The sequence below is a fragment of the Diplocloster modestus genome (assembly GCF_019042245.1).
GTDB lineage: Bacteria > Bacillota > Clostridia > Lachnospirales > Lachnospiraceae > Diplocloster > Diplocloster modestus.
Genome location: NZ_JAHQCX010000001.1, coordinates 489,559 through 510,255 on the forward strand (window position 1 = coordinate 489,559; position 20,697 = coordinate 510,255).

At 48.8% G+C, this 20,697-nt stretch carries 18 protein-coding genes; 14 read left to right on the top strand and 4 right to left on the bottom strand.

Features of this window, described 5'->3' with window-relative positions; genetic code table 11:
- Window positions 1-5: 5 nt before the first annotated feature.
- The 7 genes from KTH90_RS02250 (at window position 6) to KTH90_RS02280 (ending at window position 7,176) form a co-directional block, all read left to right on the top strand.
- Window positions 6-584: a Maf family protein gene (locus KTH90_RS02250; protein ID WP_158352663.1), complete on the top strand. Its 579-nt coding sequence runs from the start codon at window positions 6-8 to the stop codon at window positions 582-584.
- Between the two features lie 55 nt (window positions 585-639).
- Window positions 640-1,290 carry an HAD family hydrolase gene (locus KTH90_RS02255; RefSeq protein ID WP_158352662.1) on the top strand — a complete coding sequence of 217 codons (651 nt, stop codon included), beginning with the start codon at window positions 640-642 and terminating at the stop codon, window positions 1,288-1,290.
- A gap of 46 nt (window positions 1,291-1,336) precedes the next feature.
- Entirely contained in the window at window positions 1,337-2,128 is a 792-nt protein-coding gene (locus KTH90_RS02260) for an HAD family hydrolase (RefSeq protein ID WP_158352661.1), read from the top strand.
- A gap of 177 nt (window positions 2,129-2,305) precedes the next feature.
- Complete coding sequence (locus KTH90_RS02265) at window positions 2,306-3,121, top strand: Cof-type HAD-IIB family hydrolase (protein ID WP_158352660.1); 816 nt, start codon at window positions 2,306-2,308, stop codon at window positions 3,119-3,121.
- A gap of 13 nt (window positions 3,122-3,134) precedes the next feature.
- On the top strand, window positions 3,135-3,398 hold the full coding sequence (locus KTH90_RS02270) for a glyoxalase (protein WP_158352659.1): 264 nt from the start codon (window positions 3,135-3,137) through the stop codon (window positions 3,396-3,398).
- Window positions 3,399-3,430: 32 nt separating this feature from the next.
- A complete protein-coding gene (locus KTH90_RS02275; protein WP_158352658.1) occupies window positions 3,431-4,582 on the top strand; it encodes an exonuclease SbcCD subunit D in 1,152 nt (383 codons plus the stop codon).
- Entirely contained in the window at window positions 4,579-7,176 is a 2,598-nt protein-coding gene (locus KTH90_RS02280; RefSeq protein ID WP_158352657.1) for an AAA family ATPase, read from the top strand. Before KTH90_RS02275 ends, KTH90_RS02280 begins: the two co-directional genes overlap by 4 nt.
- A gap of 11 nt (window positions 7,177-7,187) precedes the next feature.
- On the opposite strand, the gene KTH90_RS02285 is transcribed toward KTH90_RS02280, so the two are convergent.
- The 4 genes from KTH90_RS02285 to KTH90_RS02300 form a co-directional block, all read right to left on the bottom strand.
- Window positions 7,188-9,824, bottom strand: coding sequence for an ABC transporter permease (locus tag KTH90_RS02285; protein ID WP_158352656.1), 2,637 nt, complete (start codon window positions 9,822-9,824; stop codon window positions 7,188-7,190).
- Window positions 9,824-10,510 carry an ABC transporter ATP-binding protein gene (locus KTH90_RS02290; protein ID WP_158352655.1) on the bottom strand — a complete coding sequence of 229 codons (687 nt, stop codon included), beginning with the start codon at window positions 10,508-10,510 and terminating at the stop codon, window positions 9,824-9,826. The genes KTH90_RS02285 and KTH90_RS02290 overlap by 1 nt, the downstream gene beginning before the upstream one ends.
- 82 nt (window positions 10,511-10,592) lie before the next feature.
- Window positions 10,593-11,582, bottom strand: a complete 990-nt coding sequence (locus KTH90_RS02295) for a sensor histidine kinase (RefSeq protein ID WP_158352654.1) — start codon at window positions 11,580-11,582, stop codon at window positions 10,593-10,595.
- Complete coding sequence (locus KTH90_RS02300; RefSeq protein ID WP_158352653.1) at window positions 11,569-12,255, bottom strand: response regulator transcription factor; 687 nt, start codon at window positions 12,253-12,255, stop codon at window positions 11,569-11,571. The genes KTH90_RS02295 and KTH90_RS02300 overlap by 14 nt, the downstream gene beginning before the upstream one ends.
- A 384-nt stretch (window positions 12,256-12,639) precedes the next feature.
- On the opposite strand from KTH90_RS02300, the gene KTH90_RS02305 reads away from it, so the two are divergent.
- From KTH90_RS02305 to KTH90_RS02330, 7 genes are all read left to right on the top strand, one after another.
- Window positions 12,640-13,662 carry an ROK family protein gene (locus tag KTH90_RS02305; protein WP_158352652.1) on the top strand — a complete coding sequence of 341 codons (1,023 nt, stop codon included), beginning with the start codon at window positions 12,640-12,642 and terminating at the stop codon, window positions 13,660-13,662.
- 411 nt (window positions 13,663-14,073) lie between these two features.
- Window positions 14,074-15,099: a zinc-dependent alcohol dehydrogenase gene (locus KTH90_RS02310; protein WP_158352651.1), complete on the top strand. Its 1,026-nt coding sequence runs from the start codon at window positions 14,074-14,076 to the stop codon at window positions 15,097-15,099.
- 137 nt (window positions 15,100-15,236) lie between these two features.
- Window positions 15,237-15,461, top strand: a complete 225-nt coding sequence (locus tag KTH90_RS25420; RefSeq protein WP_408626271.1) for a PF20097 family protein — start codon at window positions 15,237-15,239, stop codon at window positions 15,459-15,461.
- A 359-nt stretch (window positions 15,462-15,820) separates the two neighbouring features.
- Window positions 15,821-17,140, top strand: coding sequence for an aspartate kinase (locus tag KTH90_RS02315; RefSeq protein ID WP_158352650.1), 1,320 nt, complete (start codon window positions 15,821-15,823; stop codon window positions 17,138-17,140).
- A gap of 143 nt (window positions 17,141-17,283) precedes the next feature.
- A complete protein-coding gene (rny, locus tag KTH90_RS02320) occupies window positions 17,284-18,831 on the top strand; it encodes a ribonuclease Y (RefSeq protein WP_158352649.1) in 1,548 nt (515 codons plus the stop codon).
- 504 nt (window positions 18,832-19,335) lie between these two features.
- A complete protein-coding gene (locus KTH90_RS02325) occupies window positions 19,336-19,875 on the top strand; it encodes an NUDIX domain-containing protein (protein WP_158352648.1) in 540 nt (179 codons plus the stop codon).
- A 74-nt stretch (window positions 19,876-19,949) separates the two neighbouring features.
- Entirely contained in the window at window positions 19,950-20,564 is a 615-nt protein-coding gene (locus KTH90_RS02330; RefSeq protein WP_158352647.1) for a stage II sporulation protein M, read from the top strand.
- The last annotated feature ends 133 nt before the right edge of the window (window positions 20,565-20,697 follow it).

A 20,697-nucleotide genomic window follows, 5' to 3' on the forward strand; every position in this document is an offset into this window, starting at 1 on the left:
GAAACATGAATACTCGAATTATATTGGCTTCGGCTTCACCTAGAAGACGGGAATTGTTAACGCAGATCGGTCTGAACTATGAGGTGCTGCCGAGCCGGAAAGAAGAGGCGTCCAAAGCTCTCGAACCGGCGGAGCTGGTAGCGGAACTGTCCGCTTTGAAGGCGGAGGATATCGCGTCATCCATAGAGGCTCCGGCCCTGATTATCGGGGCGGATACGATCGTTTGCCATAACGGGCGGATACTGGGCAAGCCGCAAAGTGAGGAGGAGGCCGCCGGGATGCTGGCACTTTTGCAGGGAGATACCCACCAGGTATATACGGGGGTAACGATGATTCAAAAATCCGGGAATGAAAATAGAGAGATCCATTTTGCCGAGATGACAGAGGTGGAGTTCGGGCCGATGGATGAATCTGAGATACGGGAGTATATAGCCACCGGGGAACCGATGGATAAGGCGGGGGCTTACGGAATACAGGGATTTGCGGCCCGCTATATTGTATCCGTCCGGGGAGACTACAGCAACGTGGTGGGCCTGCCGGTAGCCCGCCTCTATGGGGAACTGAAAAAGCTGGGTGTATTGTAGAGGGGAAATAAAATCGAAAGTATTACCATATAACCAAAAAGAGGAGAATGATACAATGTGGAAAGCAGTACTATTTGACCTGGACGGAACACTTGCGGATACGCTTAAATCTCTGCACTACTGCACCAATCGCTCGCTGGAATACTGCGGCCTTGCCGGACATCCCATGGAAGCCTATAAAACCATGGTCGGAGACGGCGCAGCCAAGCTTTTGGAGCGGGCGTTGATCGCAGCAGGAGATACACAACTTAAGAACATGGAGAAAATAACCGCGAAATATAAAGAGGTATTCGCTAAGGATTGTATGTATGAAGTGAAACCCTATGACGGAATTCCGGAACTGCTGGACACTCTGAAGGAGCGGGGGATTAAGATCGCGGTCTTATCCAACAAACCCCATGCCCAGACTATTAACGTGGTGGAGACACTGTTTGGAAAAGGCTATTTCGATCATGTCCAGGGACAGCAGGAGGGTATTCGCAGAAAACCTTATCCGGACGGAGCTCTGGCGATCGCCGCGGAATTCGGGATAGAGCCGGCCGACTGCCTTTATCTGGGAGATACGAATACGGATATGCAGACGGGAAATGCTGCAGGGATGCATACGGTAGGCGTTACATGGGGATTCCGGGACAGGGAAGAGCTGGAAGCTAATCACGCGCAGGATATTATCGATTATCCTATGGATCTGCGCAGGCTTTTGTAAGCATTGAAAATGTATTACAGCATGTAAGGGTTAGGAGTAAATAGATATGATACGATTAGTTGCCAGCGATCTGGACGGTACTCTGCTGTTAAACGGCAGTCAGAAGCTGAATCCGGAAGTCTTTGACCTGATCCGGGAACTTAAGAAAGCGGGTATTGTGTTTGTTGCTGCCAGCGGCAGGCAATATCCGAATTTAAAAAGACTGTTTGCGCCGGTGGCGGATGAGATCGCCTATATCGCGGAAAATGGGGCGTTGGTGCTCTATCAGGATCAGGTGCTTTCCCGAAAAACCATCGATCGGAGCCTGGGACGTGAGATTCTGACTGCCATCCAGGAGCGGGACCAGTGTGAGATTCTGCTGTCGGGCGTGAAAACCTGTTATCTTCAGCCAAAGATCCATGACTATGTGGATCATATGAAATATGTGGTGGGAAATAATGTCACCATTGTGAATGATATCATGGAAGTAGAGGAAGAATATTTAAAGATATCCGTCTATGAAAAAGGAGGCGTGGACCGGTGCGAAACTTATTTCCGGAAGCGCTTTGAGGGTCGGGTCAAGGTGGTTACCGCGGGACATGCCTGGCTGGATATGATGTCTCTGGATGCCGGAAAAGGTCCGGCTATAGATACGCTGCTGGAACATTTTAAGATCAGCCCCGGGGAAGCCATGGCTTTCGGAGACAATGAAAATGATATTGAAATGTTAGAGAATGTATTTTATAGTTATGCTATGGAGAATGCAAAGGAAAGCGTAAAAAAAGTCAGCCGGTTCCAGACAGATCTGGTGGAAAAGACACTGCGGAATCTGCTGGATGGGGGATTTCCGGTGGAATAAATGCGGCACTGGAGGAACGCGTAAGACGCATACCTGAAATAGAGCCGCAGTAAATGCGGCGCTGGAGGAACGCGTAAGACGCATACCTGAAATAAGCCGCAGTAAATGCGGCACTGGAGGAACGCGTAAGACGCATACCTGAAATGAGCCGCAGTAAATGCGGCGCTGGAGGAAATTATGATTAAATTGGTAGTTACGGACATCGATGGAACCCTGACCACGGAAGGAACTGATCAGGTCAGCGAAGAGATTTATGAACTGGTGCTGGAGATGAAGAAGCTGGGGATCGTGTTTGCGGCGGCCAGCGGACGGGAATATGACAGCATTTACCGGGTGTTCGAGCCGGTTAAGGACGAGATGATATTTATCGCGCAGAATGGCGCGTATGTGGTGTGCAGGGGTGTGGAAATTTCCAGGAAGCCGATCCGGCGGTCTGTCTTTGAAGATCTTTTGCGGACTCTGAAAGCCAGAGATGATTGTCAGTATTCTACTTCGGCGCCGGAAGGCATATATCTGGATTATCAGAATGATTATTTTTATGACGTGCTGACGAAGGGTTATAAGAATAACGTCTATATGGTGGATGATGTAACTAAGGCGGATGCGGATTTTGTGAAGGTGTCTGTGTTCCAGAAGGACGGTATAACCCAGCAGATCCGGGATGACCTGCTGATTCCTCACTGGCAGAAGGATCTGCAGGTGGTGGTTTCGGGAAAATACTGGATCGACTTCATGGACAAATCTGTGGATAAGGGCCATGCGGTGGCAGATATCCAAAAGGTACTGGGAATCTCCCGGGAGGAGACCATGGCTTTTGGAGATAACGGTAACGACATCGGGATGCTGAAACAGGCTGGTGAGAGCTATGCGGTGGCCAATGCCAGAAACAGTGTGAAAGAAGTTGCCAGGCACGTGGCCCAGGCCGGTCCCGACGGAGGCGTGATCAAAGTTCTCAAGGAACTAATCAATACAATGAAAAACGAAAACAAGTAGGAGGGTGTATCGTATGTACGAGTATGATGATGAGTGTTTGGCTACATTTCTGAGGAAGCAGTCGCAGCTGTTTGATGAACCGGTCGCGGAGACACTGGAGGAGGCGGAGGCTTTCCTGGAAGACTGTATGGCAGTGGTACTGGATTCACTCAGTGATGTCCGGGATTATTTTGATGAAAATGGTATGGATATCGATGGTATGAGCGATGATGACCTGGAGGACGCATCGGAAGTTTTCTCCCTGCCGAACGGAAAGTATCTGGTAGTGGAAGGATAGTAGCCGCAGTAAATGCGGCACAGGAGGAACGCATGAAGTTTATTCATACGGGGGATCTGCATATCGGGAAGGTATTGCATGAATGTGACTTGCTGTCTGACCAGCGGTACATACTCGGTCAGATCGCCGGGCTGGCGGTCAGGGAGAAAGTGGATGCTGTGGTACTGGCCGGGGACATCTATGACCGTTCTATTCCCACGGCGGAAGCGGTGACGGTTCTGGATGAGTTTCTGACGGATCTGATTGAGCAGGGGATCTGTGTGCTGGCGGTCAGCGGCAATCATGACTCACCGGAGCGTTTAAGCTTTGCCGGGAATATCCTGAAGCGGCAGGGGCTGCATCTGGCCGGGGTCTGTGAGAAGGAGATTCGGAAAGTCACTTTTTCTGATGATTTCGGAGAAGTGGCTTTCTTTTTGCTGCCGTTTATGAAACCGGGAGACATGAAGCTGTATCTGAAAGAAGAGGTCAAAAGCTGCAATGAAGGTGTTCAGAAAATGATCGGCCAGCTTCAGCTTGATCCAGCCGAGAGAAATGTACTGGTTACTCACTATTTTGTGACCGACGCGGGCAGTGAGCCTGAACTTTCCGACTCGGAGACGCGGGTGGTCGTGGGAGGGCTGGACCAGGTTGAGGCTTCGGTCTTTGCGTGCTTTGATTACACGGCATTGGGACATATCCATAAGCCCCAGCAGATGAAAGAGCGGCCGGTCTATTATGCGGGAACTCCGTTAAAATACTCTTTTTCGGAAGCGCTGCAGGAGAAAAGCGTGAATCTGGTGGAGATGGGAAAAAAGGGAGAGGTCCTGGTGACAAAGATTCCGTTAAAACCGCTGCGCGAGATGCGGATTCTGAGAGGAGAACTAAAGCTGCTGCTGGCCGATGCGGCTTATCAGGGTGAGGGGACGGATGATTTTATCCGCGCGGTGCTGACGGACAAGGATGAACTGGACGATCCGATCGGCAGGCTTCGGACCGTGTACCCCAATGTCCTGCAGGTCGTGGTGGAGCGGCATTACCGGGATACGGACAAGCTGAAACTGCAGGAGATCGAGAAGCCGGACAAGTCCATTCTGGAGCTGTATTCCGACTTTTATCAATATGTGACGGACGAGGAACTGGATGAGGAACGTCGGCAGATCCTGACCGAAGTCATCCGTGATTCGCTGGGGAGGGACTGCCTATGAAACCGGTCATTCTGACCATCAGTGCCTGGGGACCTTATAAGGACCGGGAAGTGATTGAGTTTGAAAATGTGGCGCGAAAAGGACTGTTTCTGATCTCGGGTCCCACCGGCGCCGGTAAGACCACGATCTTTGACGCGATTACCTTTGCCCTGTATGGGAATGTGAGCGGAAGTATCCGGGAGACCAGGCAGCTGCGCAGTGACTTTGCCCAGCCAGAGACAGATACCTACGTGGAACTGTGCTTTCTGCATAAAGGGGAAGAATACCGGATCCGGCGGACCCCGGAATATGAACGGCCGAAGCGGAAGGGAAGCGGGATGCTCCTGGCTAAGCCCACAGTGTTGTTGACGATGCCGGACGGAAAAGAGTATGACCGGCTGCTGGACGTGAAGGCGAAGGTGGAAGAACTGCTGGGCCTGGATTATGGTCAGTTCAAACAGATCTCAATGCTGGCCCAGGGGGAATATACACAGCTTCTGGTGGCGGAACCGAAAGAACGCCGTAAGATACTGAGCAAAATATTCGATCTGAATATGTACCAGCAGTTAAAATTCAGCCTGCGGGACAGGGAGCGGCGGTTGAAGGAACAGATGACCGAACTGATCAATAAAATCGATGAAGCCCTCTCAGCCGTGGTGACGGACAGGGAAGACTGGCATGCGGCTTACCGCTCTGAGAACCGGAATTATCAGGAATTGAGCCGGATCCTCCTGGATCTGATCCGGGAGGACCGGGAGAAAAGACGGATACAAAGGGAACAGTGGGAACGGCTGGAAAAGGAAGAAAACTCCATGGTGGCAGAATACACCAGGGCCCGGCAGACGAACCAGCTTTTCACACAGCTCACCCAGGTAAAAGAAGAGCTTATCCGCCTTCAAAAGCGGCAGGATGAGATAGGGCAAAAGAAAGAAAAACTCTCTTCAGCCGGCCGGGCCCGTCTGGTCAGACCATATGAAGTGGCGTATGAAAAGGCGGACCAGCAGTATAAAGAGGCGGGAGAAAAGCTAGAGAAAGCCAGAGAGAACTGGGTACGGATCAGCCGGGAAGCCCAGGCTCTCGAACTGGAGAAACAGAAGCTGCTGCCGGATGGGGAGGAACATCTGGTCCCTTTTCTCACAGCGTGCAAGGATCGTCTTACGCATATAAGTCTGTTGGAAGAACAGCAGAAGCTGCTGAAGCAGGCGGAGCAGAAGCTGGCCCAGAAGCAGAAGGAATACCTACGGCTGGAAGCGCAGGAAGAGAGAAAGCGCAGACGGTACGAGGATAAGGACCGGGCTTACCGCAGAGCCGCCATCGGTCTGGCTGCCCAGGAGCTAAAGGAAGGGGAGCCCTGTCCGCTGTGCGGTTCCACGGAGCATCCGAAGAAAGCGCGGGTGACGAAGGAGGTCCCGGACGAAGAGACCCTGAAGCGGCTGAAGCAGGAATATCAGGAGGCCGGGGAACAGCTGGCAGCAGTGCAGCAGGAAGCGGCCGGCCTGAAAGGGGAACGGGACCGTACGAAGCTTACGGTGGATCAGCACCGGAACCTGGCGAGAGTGGCCATGGATCAGGATGCTTCCGCCCTTCGAAAAGAAATCGCACATCAGATCCGGGAACTGGAGAAATTACAAAAAGCACTGCGCGCCAGCCAGCTGAAAACAGAAGGCCAGCGCACGATTCTGGAACATATGGAAGAAGAGCTCCCCGAAGCGCTTAAAAACCTGGAACAGGGGGAGAAGGAATTTCAAAAGATCCTGAACCGGCAGGGCTATGTAAGCCCGGACAGCTACCGTCTCAGCTTTCTGGACGAGAAGACGGCCGGTGCCCTTGAACGGGAGATCCGAAGCTATGAACAGCAGCTGCATCTGGCCCTGGAGAATCAAAAACGTCTGGAGCGGGAAACGAAGGGAAAAGAGATCAAAGATCTGACAGAGCTGACCCTGGCCCTGGAGGAAAAGCGCAGGGAAAAACAAAAACAGTCCAAAGAAAAGGAGACGCTGGCCGCCAGGCTGGAAGGCAACCGGCGGGCCAGCCTGTCTCTGGGAGAAAAACTGGGCGAGTGGGAACAAAAAAACGACCTGTTCGGAAAAGTCAGCGATCTGGCCCAGGTGACCAGGGGGGATGGGAAGAACCATTTGAAGCTCTTATTCGAGGATTACGTCAGCGGCAGTTATTTTGATCAGGTGCTCTATGCCGCGAACTTCCGTCTGCGGGATATGACCACCGGGCGCTATGAGCTGTCCAGGATCGACCGGGCCGCCCACGGACATGACAGCCTGGAACTGATGGTCTTCGACGCCCATACGGGAAAACACCGTCCGGTGCGGACTTTGTCCGGCGGCGAGGCTTTCCAGGCGGCCTTATCCCTGGCATTGGGGACGACGGATGTGATTCAGAATCATATGGGCGGAATCCGGATCGAGACGCTGTTCGTAGATGAGGGCTTCGGTTCGCTGGACTGCGAGGCGCTTGACCAGGCGGTGCGCACCCTGATGTCCCTGGTGGAAGGTGACCGGCTGATTGGGATCATTTCCCATGTGGGGGAATTGAAGGAGCGACTGGATAACCGGATCGAGGTGGTCCGGACACCGGCTGGAAGCCATATCAGAACCTGACGGAATTTGGATCAAGTCATGTCATCCCGCAGTGCGTCTATAATATTTTCTTTTTTGATCTTGCCGACGGCATACATCATGGTGACAAATATTACCAGGAGAACGCTGCATACGCTGATCCCGATACTGGCCCACGGGAGCGCAAAAGCAATGCTGTCTGCTCCGGCTATGAACATCCCTCTGTGAATAAGCAGGGAAGAAACAACTGCTAAAGGAAGCCCGATAAGCAGAGCTCTCATACCGTAGAATACACACTCAAAACGCATCATTTTGTTGAAATCCCGGTCGGACATACCCACAGAGCGAAGCATGGCCAGCTCCTGCCGGCGCAGCTTGATATTCGTTGAGATCGTGTTGAACACATTAGCTACCGCGATCAGGGAAATCATAATAATAAACGTATAAGCGAACACATTGGCAATAAAGACATAATTTCGGCTTTCCTCAAGCATCTCAGATGTATTCAAAAGGATATATGCGGATGTGATACCCGCGCCCTGAATCACGGTTTTCATTTCCGCCGTCGACTTCGAGGGATTTTCTGACTGAAAAGTAAGGCCTTTGACCCTGACATCTGCCGGGCTATCGGATGGAGCGAGCTTATCCTTAAGCGACCAGGGAGCCAGCGCTTGGAAAAAGTATGGTGTCTGTTCAACAGTACCTGCGATCGGGGGAGTATCCGGAGGCACTATATCCACAAAGGTAAGATTTACATTTTGTCCTATTTCCGTTTCAGACCCGTTGTTTGTTTGAGGGAAGATGGTAAAATCCATGGAGGGATCTGTGAACAGAGCGCGAAGCTGTTCAACCTTCTCCACCTGACTGCTGTTGCTCTGCATTTTGGCAACGGCGATGATCTTCCCGCTCTGCCCGGTATATTCCTCTTCAGGCAGTCCCAGGCTTTCCAGAATGCCTAGGTAAGCGCTGTCATCCAGAAACTGGATTCCCATGGACAGATGCACCGTCCCATCCGCCGACATCGCATCCGGAGACTCATCCGGAGAAATCTCATCCGGCGAACGTCCTCCAGCAGATTCCCAATAATCCTCTGAAAGTCCGTCTGCGGGGACAATACAAGAATACTCCATATATGCCTGATAGGAGCTTTCATAAACACCATCAGCGTTTTTAAGCTTGTCGTAAAGCTGCAGCATTTCGCCGTCATCCATTTCCTGTGTACCAAAACCGATGTCATAGCTGGTAACCATTTTTGTCTGATCCGAAGCTTTTTTCAGATCCATTACGAAGGCACTGGTTGATATAAACAAAACGATGCTTAAAACTAGTGACAGCACAATACTGCGATAACGTTTCCTGTTCCTTTTGAAATTCTTCAGTGCAAGGATTCCCTCCAGGCCGTATATGCGCTGCGATAGTTTTGAGGTTTTCACGGATTTGGATTCCATTTTCACTTCGTTCGTCTGGCGGATACATTCCATCACCGGCGTGCCGGCGGCCTTTTTAGCCGGAATATAGGCAGAAATCAAAATCGTAACGATACTGACGGCCGCTGCTCCCGCAATAGCGAGAGCGGATACATGCAAGGTTAAAGGAACATCGGCGTAGAGAAGGGTTCCAAAATTCTTGGCGACAACGATAATCACAAGCCCGATACTGCCAATGCCGACGAGAACACCGATGGGGATGCCGACCGCTCCGATGCAAAGCCCTTCAAAGAGCACCGAATTACGCAGTTGTTTTGCGGTGGCGCCCACAGAGGAAAGGATCCCAATCTGCCGCGTACGTTCGTTCAAGGAGATGCTGAAGGAGTTATAAATCAGAAAGATTGAGCCTATCATGATAATGGCTATCACAATTCCGCCAACTGTGTACAGAAGTCCATTGAATATCTGATCGGATGGATCGTCCGATAATCCCATAAAACGTAGAACATCATTATTCAGAATATAAGAATGGCCGTCCGCCGCAGTATCTACATACGAAAGAACCTGGCGCGGATTTTTCAGGGTGACAAATAAACTGAGATTATCCGCCGTGTCTGCAGTATCTGTCCTGGTTATCAAAGTGTAACCCGGCGAGGAATCTTTCTCAAAAACAGGTGTCTGACAGATACCGACAATCCTGTAGGTTCTCTTGGCTTCCGGCAGAAGAGTTTCATCCCCGGCTGTGTACGGATCACTCTGACCCAGCTTCTCATCTCCTTTCATGCGGCTTCCCACGGCAAGGGAAATCGTATCGCCTACCGCGTAGGATACACCGCCGTTGGACGCGACTTTCCCCGAGACCAGGATCTCGCCGCTGTTTTCAGGAAGCCTGCCTGAGAGAAGGGGGATGGGCAGGGCATCAAAGGTTTCCGGATGGTAGCCGGCTATGAAAAGATACGGTTTATCCGGATCCGAGCCGCTGTCAAGCGCTGCATAACCGATATTTTCAAAGGTTACCGTGTCTTTCACTTCTTTATTCAGCTGTTGCTCCTGTACAAAGGAAGAATCTACGTCCAAAAACGCGGCCTGCCAACCACCGTATTTTTTGGCCGCGCCCTTTGTCATATAATCCAGCAGAGAAACGCCAAAAGTGGCGACTGCCGTAATCATGGCGGCAGACAAAATAACGCCGATAATTGTCACAATCGTTCGTGTCCGGTTCTTTTTCAGACCTTGCAGGGCAACTTTATTGAAAATATTCATTACCCTTCCACCTGCCTTTCATCCCGCATCACTTTACCGTCTGCGATGGTAATGATCCGGTCTGCCTGCAAAGCGATATTTTCGTCGTGGGTGACGATGATCAAAGTCTGGTGATACTTCTCGTGGCTTTCCTTCAGCAGATGGATGATTTCCTGTCCGTTGCGGCTGTCCAGGCTGCCAGTGGGTTCATCGGCCAGCATAACTGCCGGGGCATTCATCAAGGCGCGCCCGATCGCGACACGCTGCTGCTGACCGCCGGAGAGCTGATTTGGCAGATGGGTTTTGCGGTCCTGAAGCCCTAACAGATCCAGCAGATCGTTCAGCCTTTCTTTGTTTACTTTTCGTTTGTCCATCAGAATTGGCAGGGTAATGTTTTCCACCACATTCAAAGTGGGAATGAGATTGTGAAACTGATAAATCAGACCAACCTGCCGTCTGCGGAAAATGGCAAGTTTTTCATTACTTTGCGCATATACATCCTGTCCGTTCAAATACACCTTCCCGCTTGTCGGTACGTCCACACCGGCGATGGTGTGAAGCAATGTGGATTTGCCGGAACCGGAGGAACCGATGATTGCGGTGAATTCCCCCTTTTCAATGGTAAGAGAAACATGATCCAGCGCGATAACCTGGTTTTCGTCCCTTCCGTAGACCTTGCACAGATTTTCAATTTTCAAGAACTCCATTATGTGAGCCTCCTTACTTGTGGTTTACCCATATAATAGATCTTTGCCCTTACATCATTGTGACTTTTCGGTGAGAGATTCGTCACTTTGGGAAACGGATGGTAAATACAGCGCCGCCCTGGGGATGATTTTTTGCGGTAATTGTACCGCCCTGACGGATGATAATTGTCTTGCAGAGGGCCAGTCCGATCCCATACCCCGTCGTGCTGGAATTTTTCCCGCGGTATAACCTGTCAAATACATGGGGCAAATCTTCCTGCGCAAAGCCTGCTCCGCTGTCATGGAGGGTAATACGCGTAAACAACAGGGTGTCCTCACAGACGATTTGGATCTTTCCGTCCTCACCTGCGCTTTCGATGCAATTTTTAAGGATATTTTGGATTGCCTCTGAGAGCCAGCCGGAATCGCCGGTGACCGAGATTCCTTTTGGTATTTCCGTTTGTACCTGAATATTGTGCAGCTCCATGGAAATCAGAAATGGCCGGAGTGCGGTCTGTATCAAGTCGTTCACGTCTGTTTGCTCACTTTGGAAAACCACAATACCGGCGTCCAAACGGGATAGTTTTAACAGAGAGGTAATCAGCCAGTCCATCTGTATAAACAACTCATCCGTCTCACGCAGCAGAGCCATCCGCTCTGCTTTTTCGGGGTTATTCTTCAGCAGAGAAAGAATGAGGTTCGCGGAGGTGAGGGGGGTGCGCAGCTGATGGGCAATGTCGGCCAGAGAATCCGCGAGGCGGGTTTTCTCTTTTTTCAATGCGTCGTTTTGTTCCCGGATGCGCAGCGTCATTTTAGTAATTTCGCTTTGCAATATGGAAAGCTCGCCCTCGTCCGATTCGCTGATAAATGTATGGCCGGCATTGTGAAGTACAAGATCGATCTGATCGGTAATCCGAGCAATACTTCGGTAGCGGGCTTTGGTAAACAGAAAAAATGCTGTTCCAAAGGCAATGGCTGTGACAAGAGCCAGTATCCCCGCTGCCGGATGGACAGCGAACCCCGCCGCCGCAGAGGCGGCGGTTATTAGGGCTAACAACACGGCAAACTGCCGGATCTCTCTATTCCGAAACATAGCATCCTCCCAGCCTATACCCAGTACCGCGCACGGTGAGTACAATCTGCGGATCAGCCGGGTCGTCCTCGATCTTTTCACGCAGCCGTTTGATGTAGACAGTTAGGGTATTATTATTGACAAATTCACCTGCGGCATCCCATAATTCATCCAGCAGCCGGTCACGCGTGATAATGCTTTTGGGATTATTGATGAATACCAGCAGCAAGCGGTATTCCAGTGCGGAAAGATAAACCTCTTTCCCATATTTTTTCACGACCCCGCTGGCGGTATCGGCCTGAAGCCCGTGAATCTCAAATACCGACCCGGGGCGCACGCTTCTTCGCAGAGCAGTTCCGATCCGCGCGATCAATTCACGGGGACGGAAAGGTTTGGTGATATAGTCATCCGCGCCAAGATTCAGTCCGGTAACAACGCTCCCCTCATCATCGGAAGCCGTCAGGAAGATGATGGGAATGTCCTGAGCATCTTTGATTTCCGTGCAGACCGTAAAACCATTTCCGTCAGGCAGGGAAATATCGACCAGCGCCAGGTCGAAATGATTGCCCCCAAGCGCGGCAAGAGCCTGCGCCCGCGTAGGAGCGTGGGTAACCGCGTAACCCTCAGAGCGGAGCAATCGGATAAGGTTCCTGGCGATCGCTTTATCGTCCTCGACTAAAAATATCTGTTTCATGTATTTCCTCCATCGTCAATAGGTAGTGCAGTGTAATAGGGGGGACTGCTTTCTCAGATCTATTATATTTCTTTTGACGCAAATATACCAGCAGGGGATAAAATTATCGGGGCTGCTAAAGTGTTGAAAATAAAAAAAATCTATTGTATACTTATAAAAAGAGTTTTGTAAAAGATAAAATAAAGCGGGAAGATTGAATTAAGACGCATTCACTGCGTCACTGGAGGAAATGGTTACACCATACCTGAATTAAGACGCAGTAAATGCGTCACTGGAGGAAATGTGAAAAGTTCTGGAGTTAGCATAGAAATAAAAAAACAAAACCGAAATAATATATTTAAATATATCCTTCGGAGCAAAACAACCTCACGGCAGGATATTTCTTTGGCACTGGGTCTTAGTATGCCGACGATTCTACAGAACGTTAAGGAATTGCAGGAGCTGGGAGTCGTGGAGGAGAGCGGCCGGTTTGAGTCCACAGGCGGAAGGAAAGCGAATGTAATTACAAGTATCTCAAACGCGGCGTTGTCCATCGGGGTTGAAATTACAAAGAATCACGTTCGTATCGTTCTAATTGATCTGTCGGAAAATATTTTGTTTCATAAGAGGCTGGTGTTGCCATATAGGAATACCAATGATTACTATTCAAAATTAGCCGTTATGATACAGGCCTTTATAGGTGAACATCCGATCGATACAAGGAAAATAGTCGGTCTGGGTGTTTCCATACCCGGAATATTAAATGAAGATGGAACCATCATCGCAGACTCCCATGTGTTAAATATCCGGAATGTATCCTGCAAAGCAATCAGTTCCCTGTTACCTTGGAAAACTTACTTTGTAAATGATGCAAATGCGGCGGCTTTAGCGGAATTAAGAAATCTACCGCAGGACAGTACAATGGTGTATTTATCACTTAGTAATAGTGTTGGCGGTGCGATTTTTATTAATGGAAATATTTATAGAGGGATCAACCAGAGAAGCGGTGAATTTGGGCATTTGCGAATCGTGAACAATGGCAGACAGTGCTATTGCGGACAGCAGGGTTGTGCGGATGCTTATTGCTCTGCGCTGGTGCTGACCCCTAAGGAAGAAAAACTGGAAGCCTTTTTTGATAGTTTAGGTGAAGGAAATGAGGAAAAGCAGGCTGTTTGGAATGAGTATATCGATCATCTGGCCAAACTGATCATTAATATCCGCATGTCTTTTGACTGTGATATTATTTTAGGAGGATATGTTGGATGCTATATGGATCCATGGCTTCAGGAGCTTCAGTCAAAAGTTGCCGAACTTGACCCGTTTGAACAGCCAGGGGACGTGTTCCTGTCTGCCAGCAGACTTAAGCAGGAATCAAGCGCTTTGGGCGCTGCTATTATCCCTATAGAAGAATATATTGACCAATTATAAAAGCTGCATGCAATCCTATATTAGAATTGGAAGATAGAAGGTTGAGTAAAAGATAGCAGGGTGAGTAGAGAATAGTAGGTTGAGTAAAAGATATTAGGATGAGAGTTAATAGGAAACGGGGCAGGAAAGTGCCTGTCCCCGGTTGTCCGGCTGGATGGGCCGGCTTCCGGGGACAGGCACCTTTTTCTGTTGCTGCCCCGTTGTTTTGATGTTCATCTGAAAGGACCGGCCTCCGGCATCAGTACCCTGACTGAATTCCCCTCCGGCAGAAGGCGGAGAGCGTACGGAGACTGTTTATAGGCATGAAAATTATAGCATTGTGTATTGACAATATTTTCGCAGCATGCTATTATAAAAATACTTTTATAAAACATTTAATAAAACTTTATCTAAAAGAACTGAGGTGGAAAAATGATCCAACAAGTGTTGACGGAACCTGGTGAGATCCGATTTCAAAATATTCCGGATCCGGTTGCAAAAGAAAATGAAGTAGTTGTAAAAATTAAGCGGATTGGTATCTGCGGTAGTGATATTCATGTATATCACGGCAAACATCCATTTACAAAATATCCGGTTACGCAAGGACACGAAGTCAGCGGCGAGATTGTGGAGGCAGGCAGAAATGTCAGGAACCTGAAGATCGGACAAAAAGTTACGATTCAGCCACAGGTTTTCTGCGGTAACTGTTACCCGTGTACCCACGGAAAATATAATCTCTGTGAAAATTTAAAAGTTATGGGCTTTCAGACGACAGGAGTGGCTAGTGAACTATTTGCAGTTGACGCTTCCAAAGTAACACCGCTGCCGGAAGAGATGAGCTATGACGAAGGAGCGATGATAGAGCCGCTGGCGGTAGCAGTTCATGCTGTGAACCGTGCAGGAGATATTACCGGCAGCGATATTGCTGTTATTGGCGCCGGGCCAATCGGGAATCTTGTGGCACAGGTGGCAAAAGCAAAGGGCGCCGGCAAAGTGATGGTGACAGATGTGAGTGATATCAGACTCGGCATCGCGAGGGAATGCGGGATTGACTATGCGGAGAACACCTTGGAAAGAAACTTTGGGGATGCTGTCCTGGAACACTTTGGTCCAGATAAAGCGGATGTCATATATGATTGCGCCGGAAATGATACTACGATGGGCCAGGCCATTCAATACGCCAGAAAAGGAAGCACGATTATTCTGGTCGCGGTGTATGAAGGTATGGCAAATGTGGATTTGGCGGTTCTGAATGATCATGAATTGGACCTGAACACGACGATGATGTATAGAAACGAAGACTACACAGAAGCGATTAAACTGGCAGAAGAAAAGAAAATCCGGTTACGCCCCTTAATGTCAAAACATTTTGCGTTCCGGGAATATTTACAAGCATACAAGTACATCGATGAGAATCAGGAAAAAACTATGAAGGTCCTAATCGATGTGCAAGATTAAATGATAAGGTGCGGGAGAAACTGCAGGCGGAATTCTGTGGCAGGGATAAGAAAAATATAAAAAAATAAAGTTGTAGTGTGTTCGCTTCTGTTGAAAAAGTATGCTCGTCAAATCGGAATTTAGGAGAGGGCGGTTCAATGCGGTGTCCTGTTTGCGGAAAAGAGATGGTGCAAGGTTATTTACAAAGCGGTCAACGGATGGCATGGGTCAAAGCACCACATAAAGTATCCTTACTTCCCCAAAAGGATGAGGTGCTCTTAGGCAATAATATGTTTCGTGAGCTTTCATTTGAAGCATATATTTGTAAAACATGTAAAAAGATAATGATCGATTATTCCAAAGCGGATTATAAAGAGAAATAAGAAAGTTTTCATTTAGCGGACTGTTAGCTAAGCCTTAGTGGTATCATGTATACTTGCGTTTTACTCCTTCTAAAAAGTGGCACCGGAATTGTCTGAACAGGCAGTTCCGGTGTTTGTATATGAATAAAAATGTGAATGAAACGAGAGGGAAAAAGTTATTATCGGTAAACTGCAGGCGAGACAGAGGTATTCATGAAAACCCGGTAAAAGACGAATTATTGCAAAAAAAATAGAAAATACTTGCAATTTTACTGTAAAAGAGGTATTTTATTAGCGTGTGTTTCTTGCAAAAACAAATGTACATATTATAAAGACATACGGAAAGATAGGATTACAGAGTAAGAGGGAGAAAAAGAGTAATGAAGAAAGTAGTAAAATTTGGCGGAAGTTCCCTGGCCAGTGCGGAACAGTTTAAAAAAGTAAAAAATATTATCTGCCAGGAGGATTCCAGAAGGTATGTGGTGCCATCCGCTCCCGGAAAGAGATATTCCCATGACACAAAAGTTACGGATATGCTCTATCAGTGTTATGAGGCAGCAGAAAATGGAAAAGAATTCAAAGAGTTGCTGAAAAAAATAGAAGCCAGATATGAAGAAATTATCCAGGGATTGGGCATAAAACTGTCTCTGGCCGCTGAGTTTGATAAAATCGCGGAGATGTTCGCAGGCAAAGCCGGCAGTGAATACGCGGCCTCCCGTGGGGAGTATCTAAACGGGATCGTGCTGGCGGCCTATCTGGAATACGAATTTATCGACGCGGCCACGGTGATCTTTTTCCAAAAAGACGGCAGTCTGAACGCCGAAAAAACAGATAAAAAACTGCATGACCGACTGAAGTCTGCGGAGCATGCGGTCATACCCGGATTTTACGGGGCGCTGGACGACGGTACTATCCGGACATTTTCCAGAGGGGGATCCGATATCACCGGTTCCCTGGTGGCGAAGGCGATTCATGCGGACCTTTACGAGAACTGGACCGATGTGTCCGGCTTTCTGGTTGCGGATCCCAGGATCGTCAATAATCCGGAGGTCATTGAGACCATTACCTACCGGGAATTGCGGGAGCTGGCTTATATGGGCGCCACCGTACTTCACGAGGATGCCATTTTCCCTGTGCGCAAGGAAGGGATTCCGATCAATATCCGGAACACCAACGCGCCGGATGAGAAGGGCACGCTGATCGTGGAGAGTACCTGCCGCAGTTCCAAGTATACGGTAACCGGTATCGCCGGTAAGAAGGGCTTCGCCTCCATCAGCGTGGATAAGGATCTGATGAATTCGGAGATTGGGTTTGGCAGGAAAGTTCTGGGAGTATTTGAAGACAATGGCATCTCTTTTGAACATATGCCGTCCGGTATCGATACGATGACGATTTTTGTGCAGCAGTCAGAATTTGTCGATAAAGAGCAGCAGGTGATCGCTGGAATTCACCGTGCGGTGCATCCGGACATCGTGGAACTGGAATCAGACCTGGCGCTCATCGCTGTGGTGGGACGAGGCATGAAGGCTACGCGGGGTACTGCGGGACGTATCTTCTCGGCTCTGGCCCATGCGCGGGTAAATGTTAAGATGATCGACCAGGGTTCCAGCGAATTAAATGTTATAATTGGTGTGAAAAACAGTGATTTTGAGACTGCGATTCGTGCAATTTATGATATTTTTGTAACCGCCCAACTGTGAAAATCCTGTTTTTTGTGAAATTTAGGACTTTCACAATTTATTGTGGAAAATTCTTTGGGTAACTTGACATAATGCATAAAAAAGTATAAAATTTAAGTGTTGTATTTTTACGTACAATGAAAACTAAATAAGGAGGTGCTCCTGTGCCAACTACGATCATTGTTGCTGTTGTAGTCGCGTTGGTTGTGGCTGTTATTACTTGGATCGTCGCCACTGCCTATCGGAAGAATGTAGTTGAATCCAAGATCGGTAGTGCGGAAGACAAAGCAAGAGAAATAATAGATGAAGCATTGAAAACCGCGGAAACCAAGAAAAGGGAAGCCCTGCTGGAAGCCAAAGAGGAATCTTTAAAGACCAAAAATGAACTGGAAAAAGAGACCAAGGAACGGCGGGCTGAGCTGCAACGTTATGAAAGAAGAGTACTTTCCAAGGAAGAATCTGTTGATAAAAGAGCGGACAACCTGGAAAAGCGCGAGTCTTCTATTTCAGCAAAGGAAGAAGATTTAAAAAAGAAAAAGGCAGAAGTGCAGGAACTTCATGCCAAACGTGTACAGGAACTGGAAAGAATCTCTGGACTTACCTCCGAACAAGCAAAAGAATATCTGTTGAAAACTGTTGAAGACGAAGTAAAACATGACACAGCTGTTCTCATCAAAGAGATGGAGAACAGAGCAAAAGAAGAAGCATCAAAGAAAGCGAAAGAGTATGTGGTAAACGCCATACAGAAATGTGCGGCAGACCATGTGGCTGAGACGACGATTTCCGTGGTTCAGCTGCCGAACGATGAAATGAAGGGCAGGATTATCGGCCGGGAAGGCCGGAATATCCGTACATTGGAGACGATGACCGGGGTGGATCTGATTATTGACGATACGCCGGAAGCGGTAATCCTATCAAGCTTTGACCCGATTAGACGTGAAGTAGCGAGAATCGCACTGGAGAAGTTGATTGTGGACGGTCGGATTCATCCGGCCAGAATCGAAGAGATGGTCGAAAAAGCGCAGAAGGAAGTAGAGACCATGATGCGCGAAGAGGGAGAGGCTGCGGCGCTGGAAGCAGGTGTTCACGGCGTTCATCCAGAACTTATCAGATTGTTAGGAAAGATGAAATTCAGGACGAGTTATGGCCAGAATGCTTTGAAGCATTCGGTTGAAGTGGCACTGCTGTCAGGTCTGTTGGCCAGTGAGATTGGCGTGGACGTTAGAATGGCAAAACGTGCCGGTTTATTACATGACATCGGAAAATCCATCGATCATGAAACAGAAGGCTCACATATTCAAATCGGTGTTGACTTATGCAGAAAATATAAGGAATCGGCCACGGTGATCAACGCGGTTGAATCCCACCATGGGGATGTGGAACCGGAAAGTCTGATCGCATGCCTGGTGCAGGCGGCCGATACGATTTCGGCGGCGAGACCGGGAGCGAGAAGAGAAACGTTAGAAACATATACAAACAGATTGAAACAGTTAGAAGATATCAGCAATGCCTTTAAGGGAGTGGAGAAGTCTTTTGCTATTCAGGCAGGTAGAGAGATTCGTGTAATGGTAGTTCCGGAAATGGTCAGCGATGCCGACATGGTATTAATGGCCAGAGATATATCCAAACAGATCGAGTCCGAACTGGAATATCCGGGCCAGATCAAAGTAAATGTAATCCGGGAATCCAGGGTTACAGACTATGCGAAATAAGAATATGAGAGATGCCCCAAACCGCGGTAGCGGGTTTGGGGTGTTTTTTTGTTTGCTAAGGGCCGGAGAAGGCAGGCGCGGGGCGGGACGCCGGGAGCTGGGGGACACAAGGATCGGCGGCCAAATCGCATCGGCCGGACCTAAGAACGGCTAACTACGATGGCGGGAGAACCTCTTATTGGCAGGGACCGGAACAAACTCGCCAAAAGGGCGGCTCGGACAGTGTTCCGGGCCCTGCGTGGTTCTCCCGCCATCTCCGTAACCCGTTCTAAGGTCCGGCCTCAAGCGATTTGGCCGCCGATCCTTGTGTCCCCCGGCTCCCGGCGTCCCGCCCCGCGCCTGCCTTCTCCGGCTTTGGAGAGAACGAATTTCCATGTTCGAGGACATAGTGTAAATAACCATTAATTTAGCCGGCAAATATACTTGTAAGCGACCCTGGCCGGTGGTATAATGACGCTTGGTTACTATTGGAGTTTAGAGGTTTCATTATAAGGAGCGTGTCAGATGGCGGAAGTGTATAAGAGATTAAAGAGAGAACTGATCCATAAGGGAGCGGTGATCGACTATTATAAGGACTATGTGCAGATACCCAACGGGAACGTGGCGGAGTGGGATTTTATTAAACATAAAGGGGCAGCGGCGGTGGTTCCGGTTACGAAGGAAGGGAAGATTCTGATGGTACGGCAGTATCGCAACGCCCTGGACCGATTTACACTGGAAATCCCGGCGGGAGGCAGGGACAGCGAGGCGGAAGAAACCATCGTGTGCGCGGCCAGGGAGCTGGAGGAAGAGACCGGGTACCGCTCTGAGAACCTGGAACTGCTGCTGTCGCTTCGGACAACGGTTGCTTTTTGTAATGAGTTTATCGATGTCTATGTGGCCAGAGATCTGATTCCCTCCAGACAGCATCTGGACGAGGACGAGTATGTGGATGTGGAGGAACACGAGATTGATGAGCTGGTTCAGCTCTGTTATGACGGCGTGCTTCAGGACTCGAAGACTGTGTCTGCCATACTGGCGTACAAGCTGAAATATTGCAGTTAAGACTTCAGGGTTCCAGTCTAATTCCTGCACCGGATGCATAGAATGAAAAGAGTAAGTTGGAAAGGGGCATCCATGTGCAGATTTTTCGGACAGGAAAGACAGCGGTAAATAAAAAACTGTTTATTCTGCTGTTTATGGCAGGACTGATCGGCGGAGTGCTGTTCGCGAATTTATTCGGTAAAAATTATCTGAACCAGACCGGAATTCTGAGTGATTATTTTCTCAGCAAATATAAATATATGGAAATTGATTATGGAAATCTGTTTTTCTACATATTGGGGAAACGGTCTGTGGGTATTCTTTTCCTATGGATTATGGGAGTCACGGTTTTAGGGTGCCCGGCGGTCTGGCTGTATCTCGTCTGGTACGGATTTTCCGCGGGAATGATTCTGTCCATGTCGGTGATGAAATTCGGGGTAAAGGGGCTGATGCTGTGTGTGGGAGGAATCCTGCCGCAGTATGTAGTCTATGTGCCGCTGTTGATATTCTTTCTGGTTAAGGTTCATGGGATGTCTGCCCAACTATATTATGGCAAATACCTCTCCGGCAGCAGTTACCAGCCGAAGAAGCAGCTGATTGTTCCGTATATACTGGTTTTGGTAATGACTATGGGAGGAATCCTGGCCGGGACTTTCCTGGAAACTTATGTAAATACCGGTTTTTTAAAGCTGATATTAAAAAATTTTTAATGAAATATAAACAACATATTGTGCTGCCCCCAAATGGGTCGCCGATATGTTGTATTTTTATGTCAAACCCGCATGAAACCTGGGTTTTTAAGTAAATTTACATTTGATTTTCTCGGAATTTATGCTTATAATA

Coding starts and splice junctions, on each gene's coding strand:
- KTH90_RS02265 (WP_158352660.1), top strand. CDS start 2,306: ATGATTAAATTGGTAGTTACGGACATCGATGGAACCCTGACCACGGAA.
- KTH90_RS02275 (WP_158352658.1), top strand. CDS start 3,431: ATGAAGTTTATTCATACGGGGGATCTGCATATCGGGAAGGTATTGCAT.
- KTH90_RS02255 (WP_158352662.1), top strand. CDS start 640: ATGTGGAAAGCAGTACTATTTGACCTGGACGGAACACTTGCGGATACG.
- KTH90_RS02270 (WP_158352659.1), top strand. CDS start 3,135: ATGTACGAGTATGATGATGAGTGTTTGGCTACATTTCTGAGGAAGCAG.
- KTH90_RS02290 (WP_158352655.1), bottom strand. CDS start 10,510: ATGGAGTTCTTGAAAATTGAAAATCTGTGCAAGGTCTACGGAAGGGAC.
- KTH90_RS02325 (WP_158352648.1), top strand. CDS start 19,336: ATGGCGGAAGTGTATAAGAGATTAAAGAGAGAACTGATCCATAAGGGA.
- KTH90_RS02310 (WP_158352651.1), top strand. CDS start 14,074: ATGATCCAACAAGTGTTGACGGAACCTGGTGAGATCCGATTTCAAAAT.
- KTH90_RS25420 (WP_408626271.1), top strand. CDS start 15,237: ATGCGGTGTCCTGTTTGCGGAAAAGAGATGGTGCAAGGTTATTTACAA.
- KTH90_RS02250 (WP_158352663.1), top strand. CDS start 6: ATGAATACTCGAATTATATTGGCTTCGGCTTCACCTAGAAGACGGGAA.
- KTH90_RS02295 (WP_158352654.1), bottom strand. CDS start 11,582: ATGTTTCGGAATAGAGAGATCCGGCAGTTTGCCGTGTTGTTAGCCCTA.
- KTH90_RS02315 (WP_158352650.1), top strand. CDS start 15,821: ATGAAGAAAGTAGTAAAATTTGGCGGAAGTTCCCTGGCCAGTGCGGAA.
- KTH90_RS02300 (WP_158352653.1), bottom strand. CDS start 12,255: ATGAAACAGATATTTTTAGTCGAGGACGATAAAGCGATCGCCAGGAAC.
- KTH90_RS02280 (WP_158352657.1), top strand. CDS start 4,579: ATGAAACCGGTCATTCTGACCATCAGTGCCTGGGGACCTTATAAGGAC.
- KTH90_RS02260 (WP_158352661.1), top strand. CDS start 1,337: ATGATACGATTAGTTGCCAGCGATCTGGACGGTACTCTGCTGTTAAAC.
- KTH90_RS02285 (WP_158352656.1), bottom strand. CDS start 9,824: ATGAATATTTTCAATAAAGTTGCCCTGCAAGGTCTGAAAAAGAACCGG.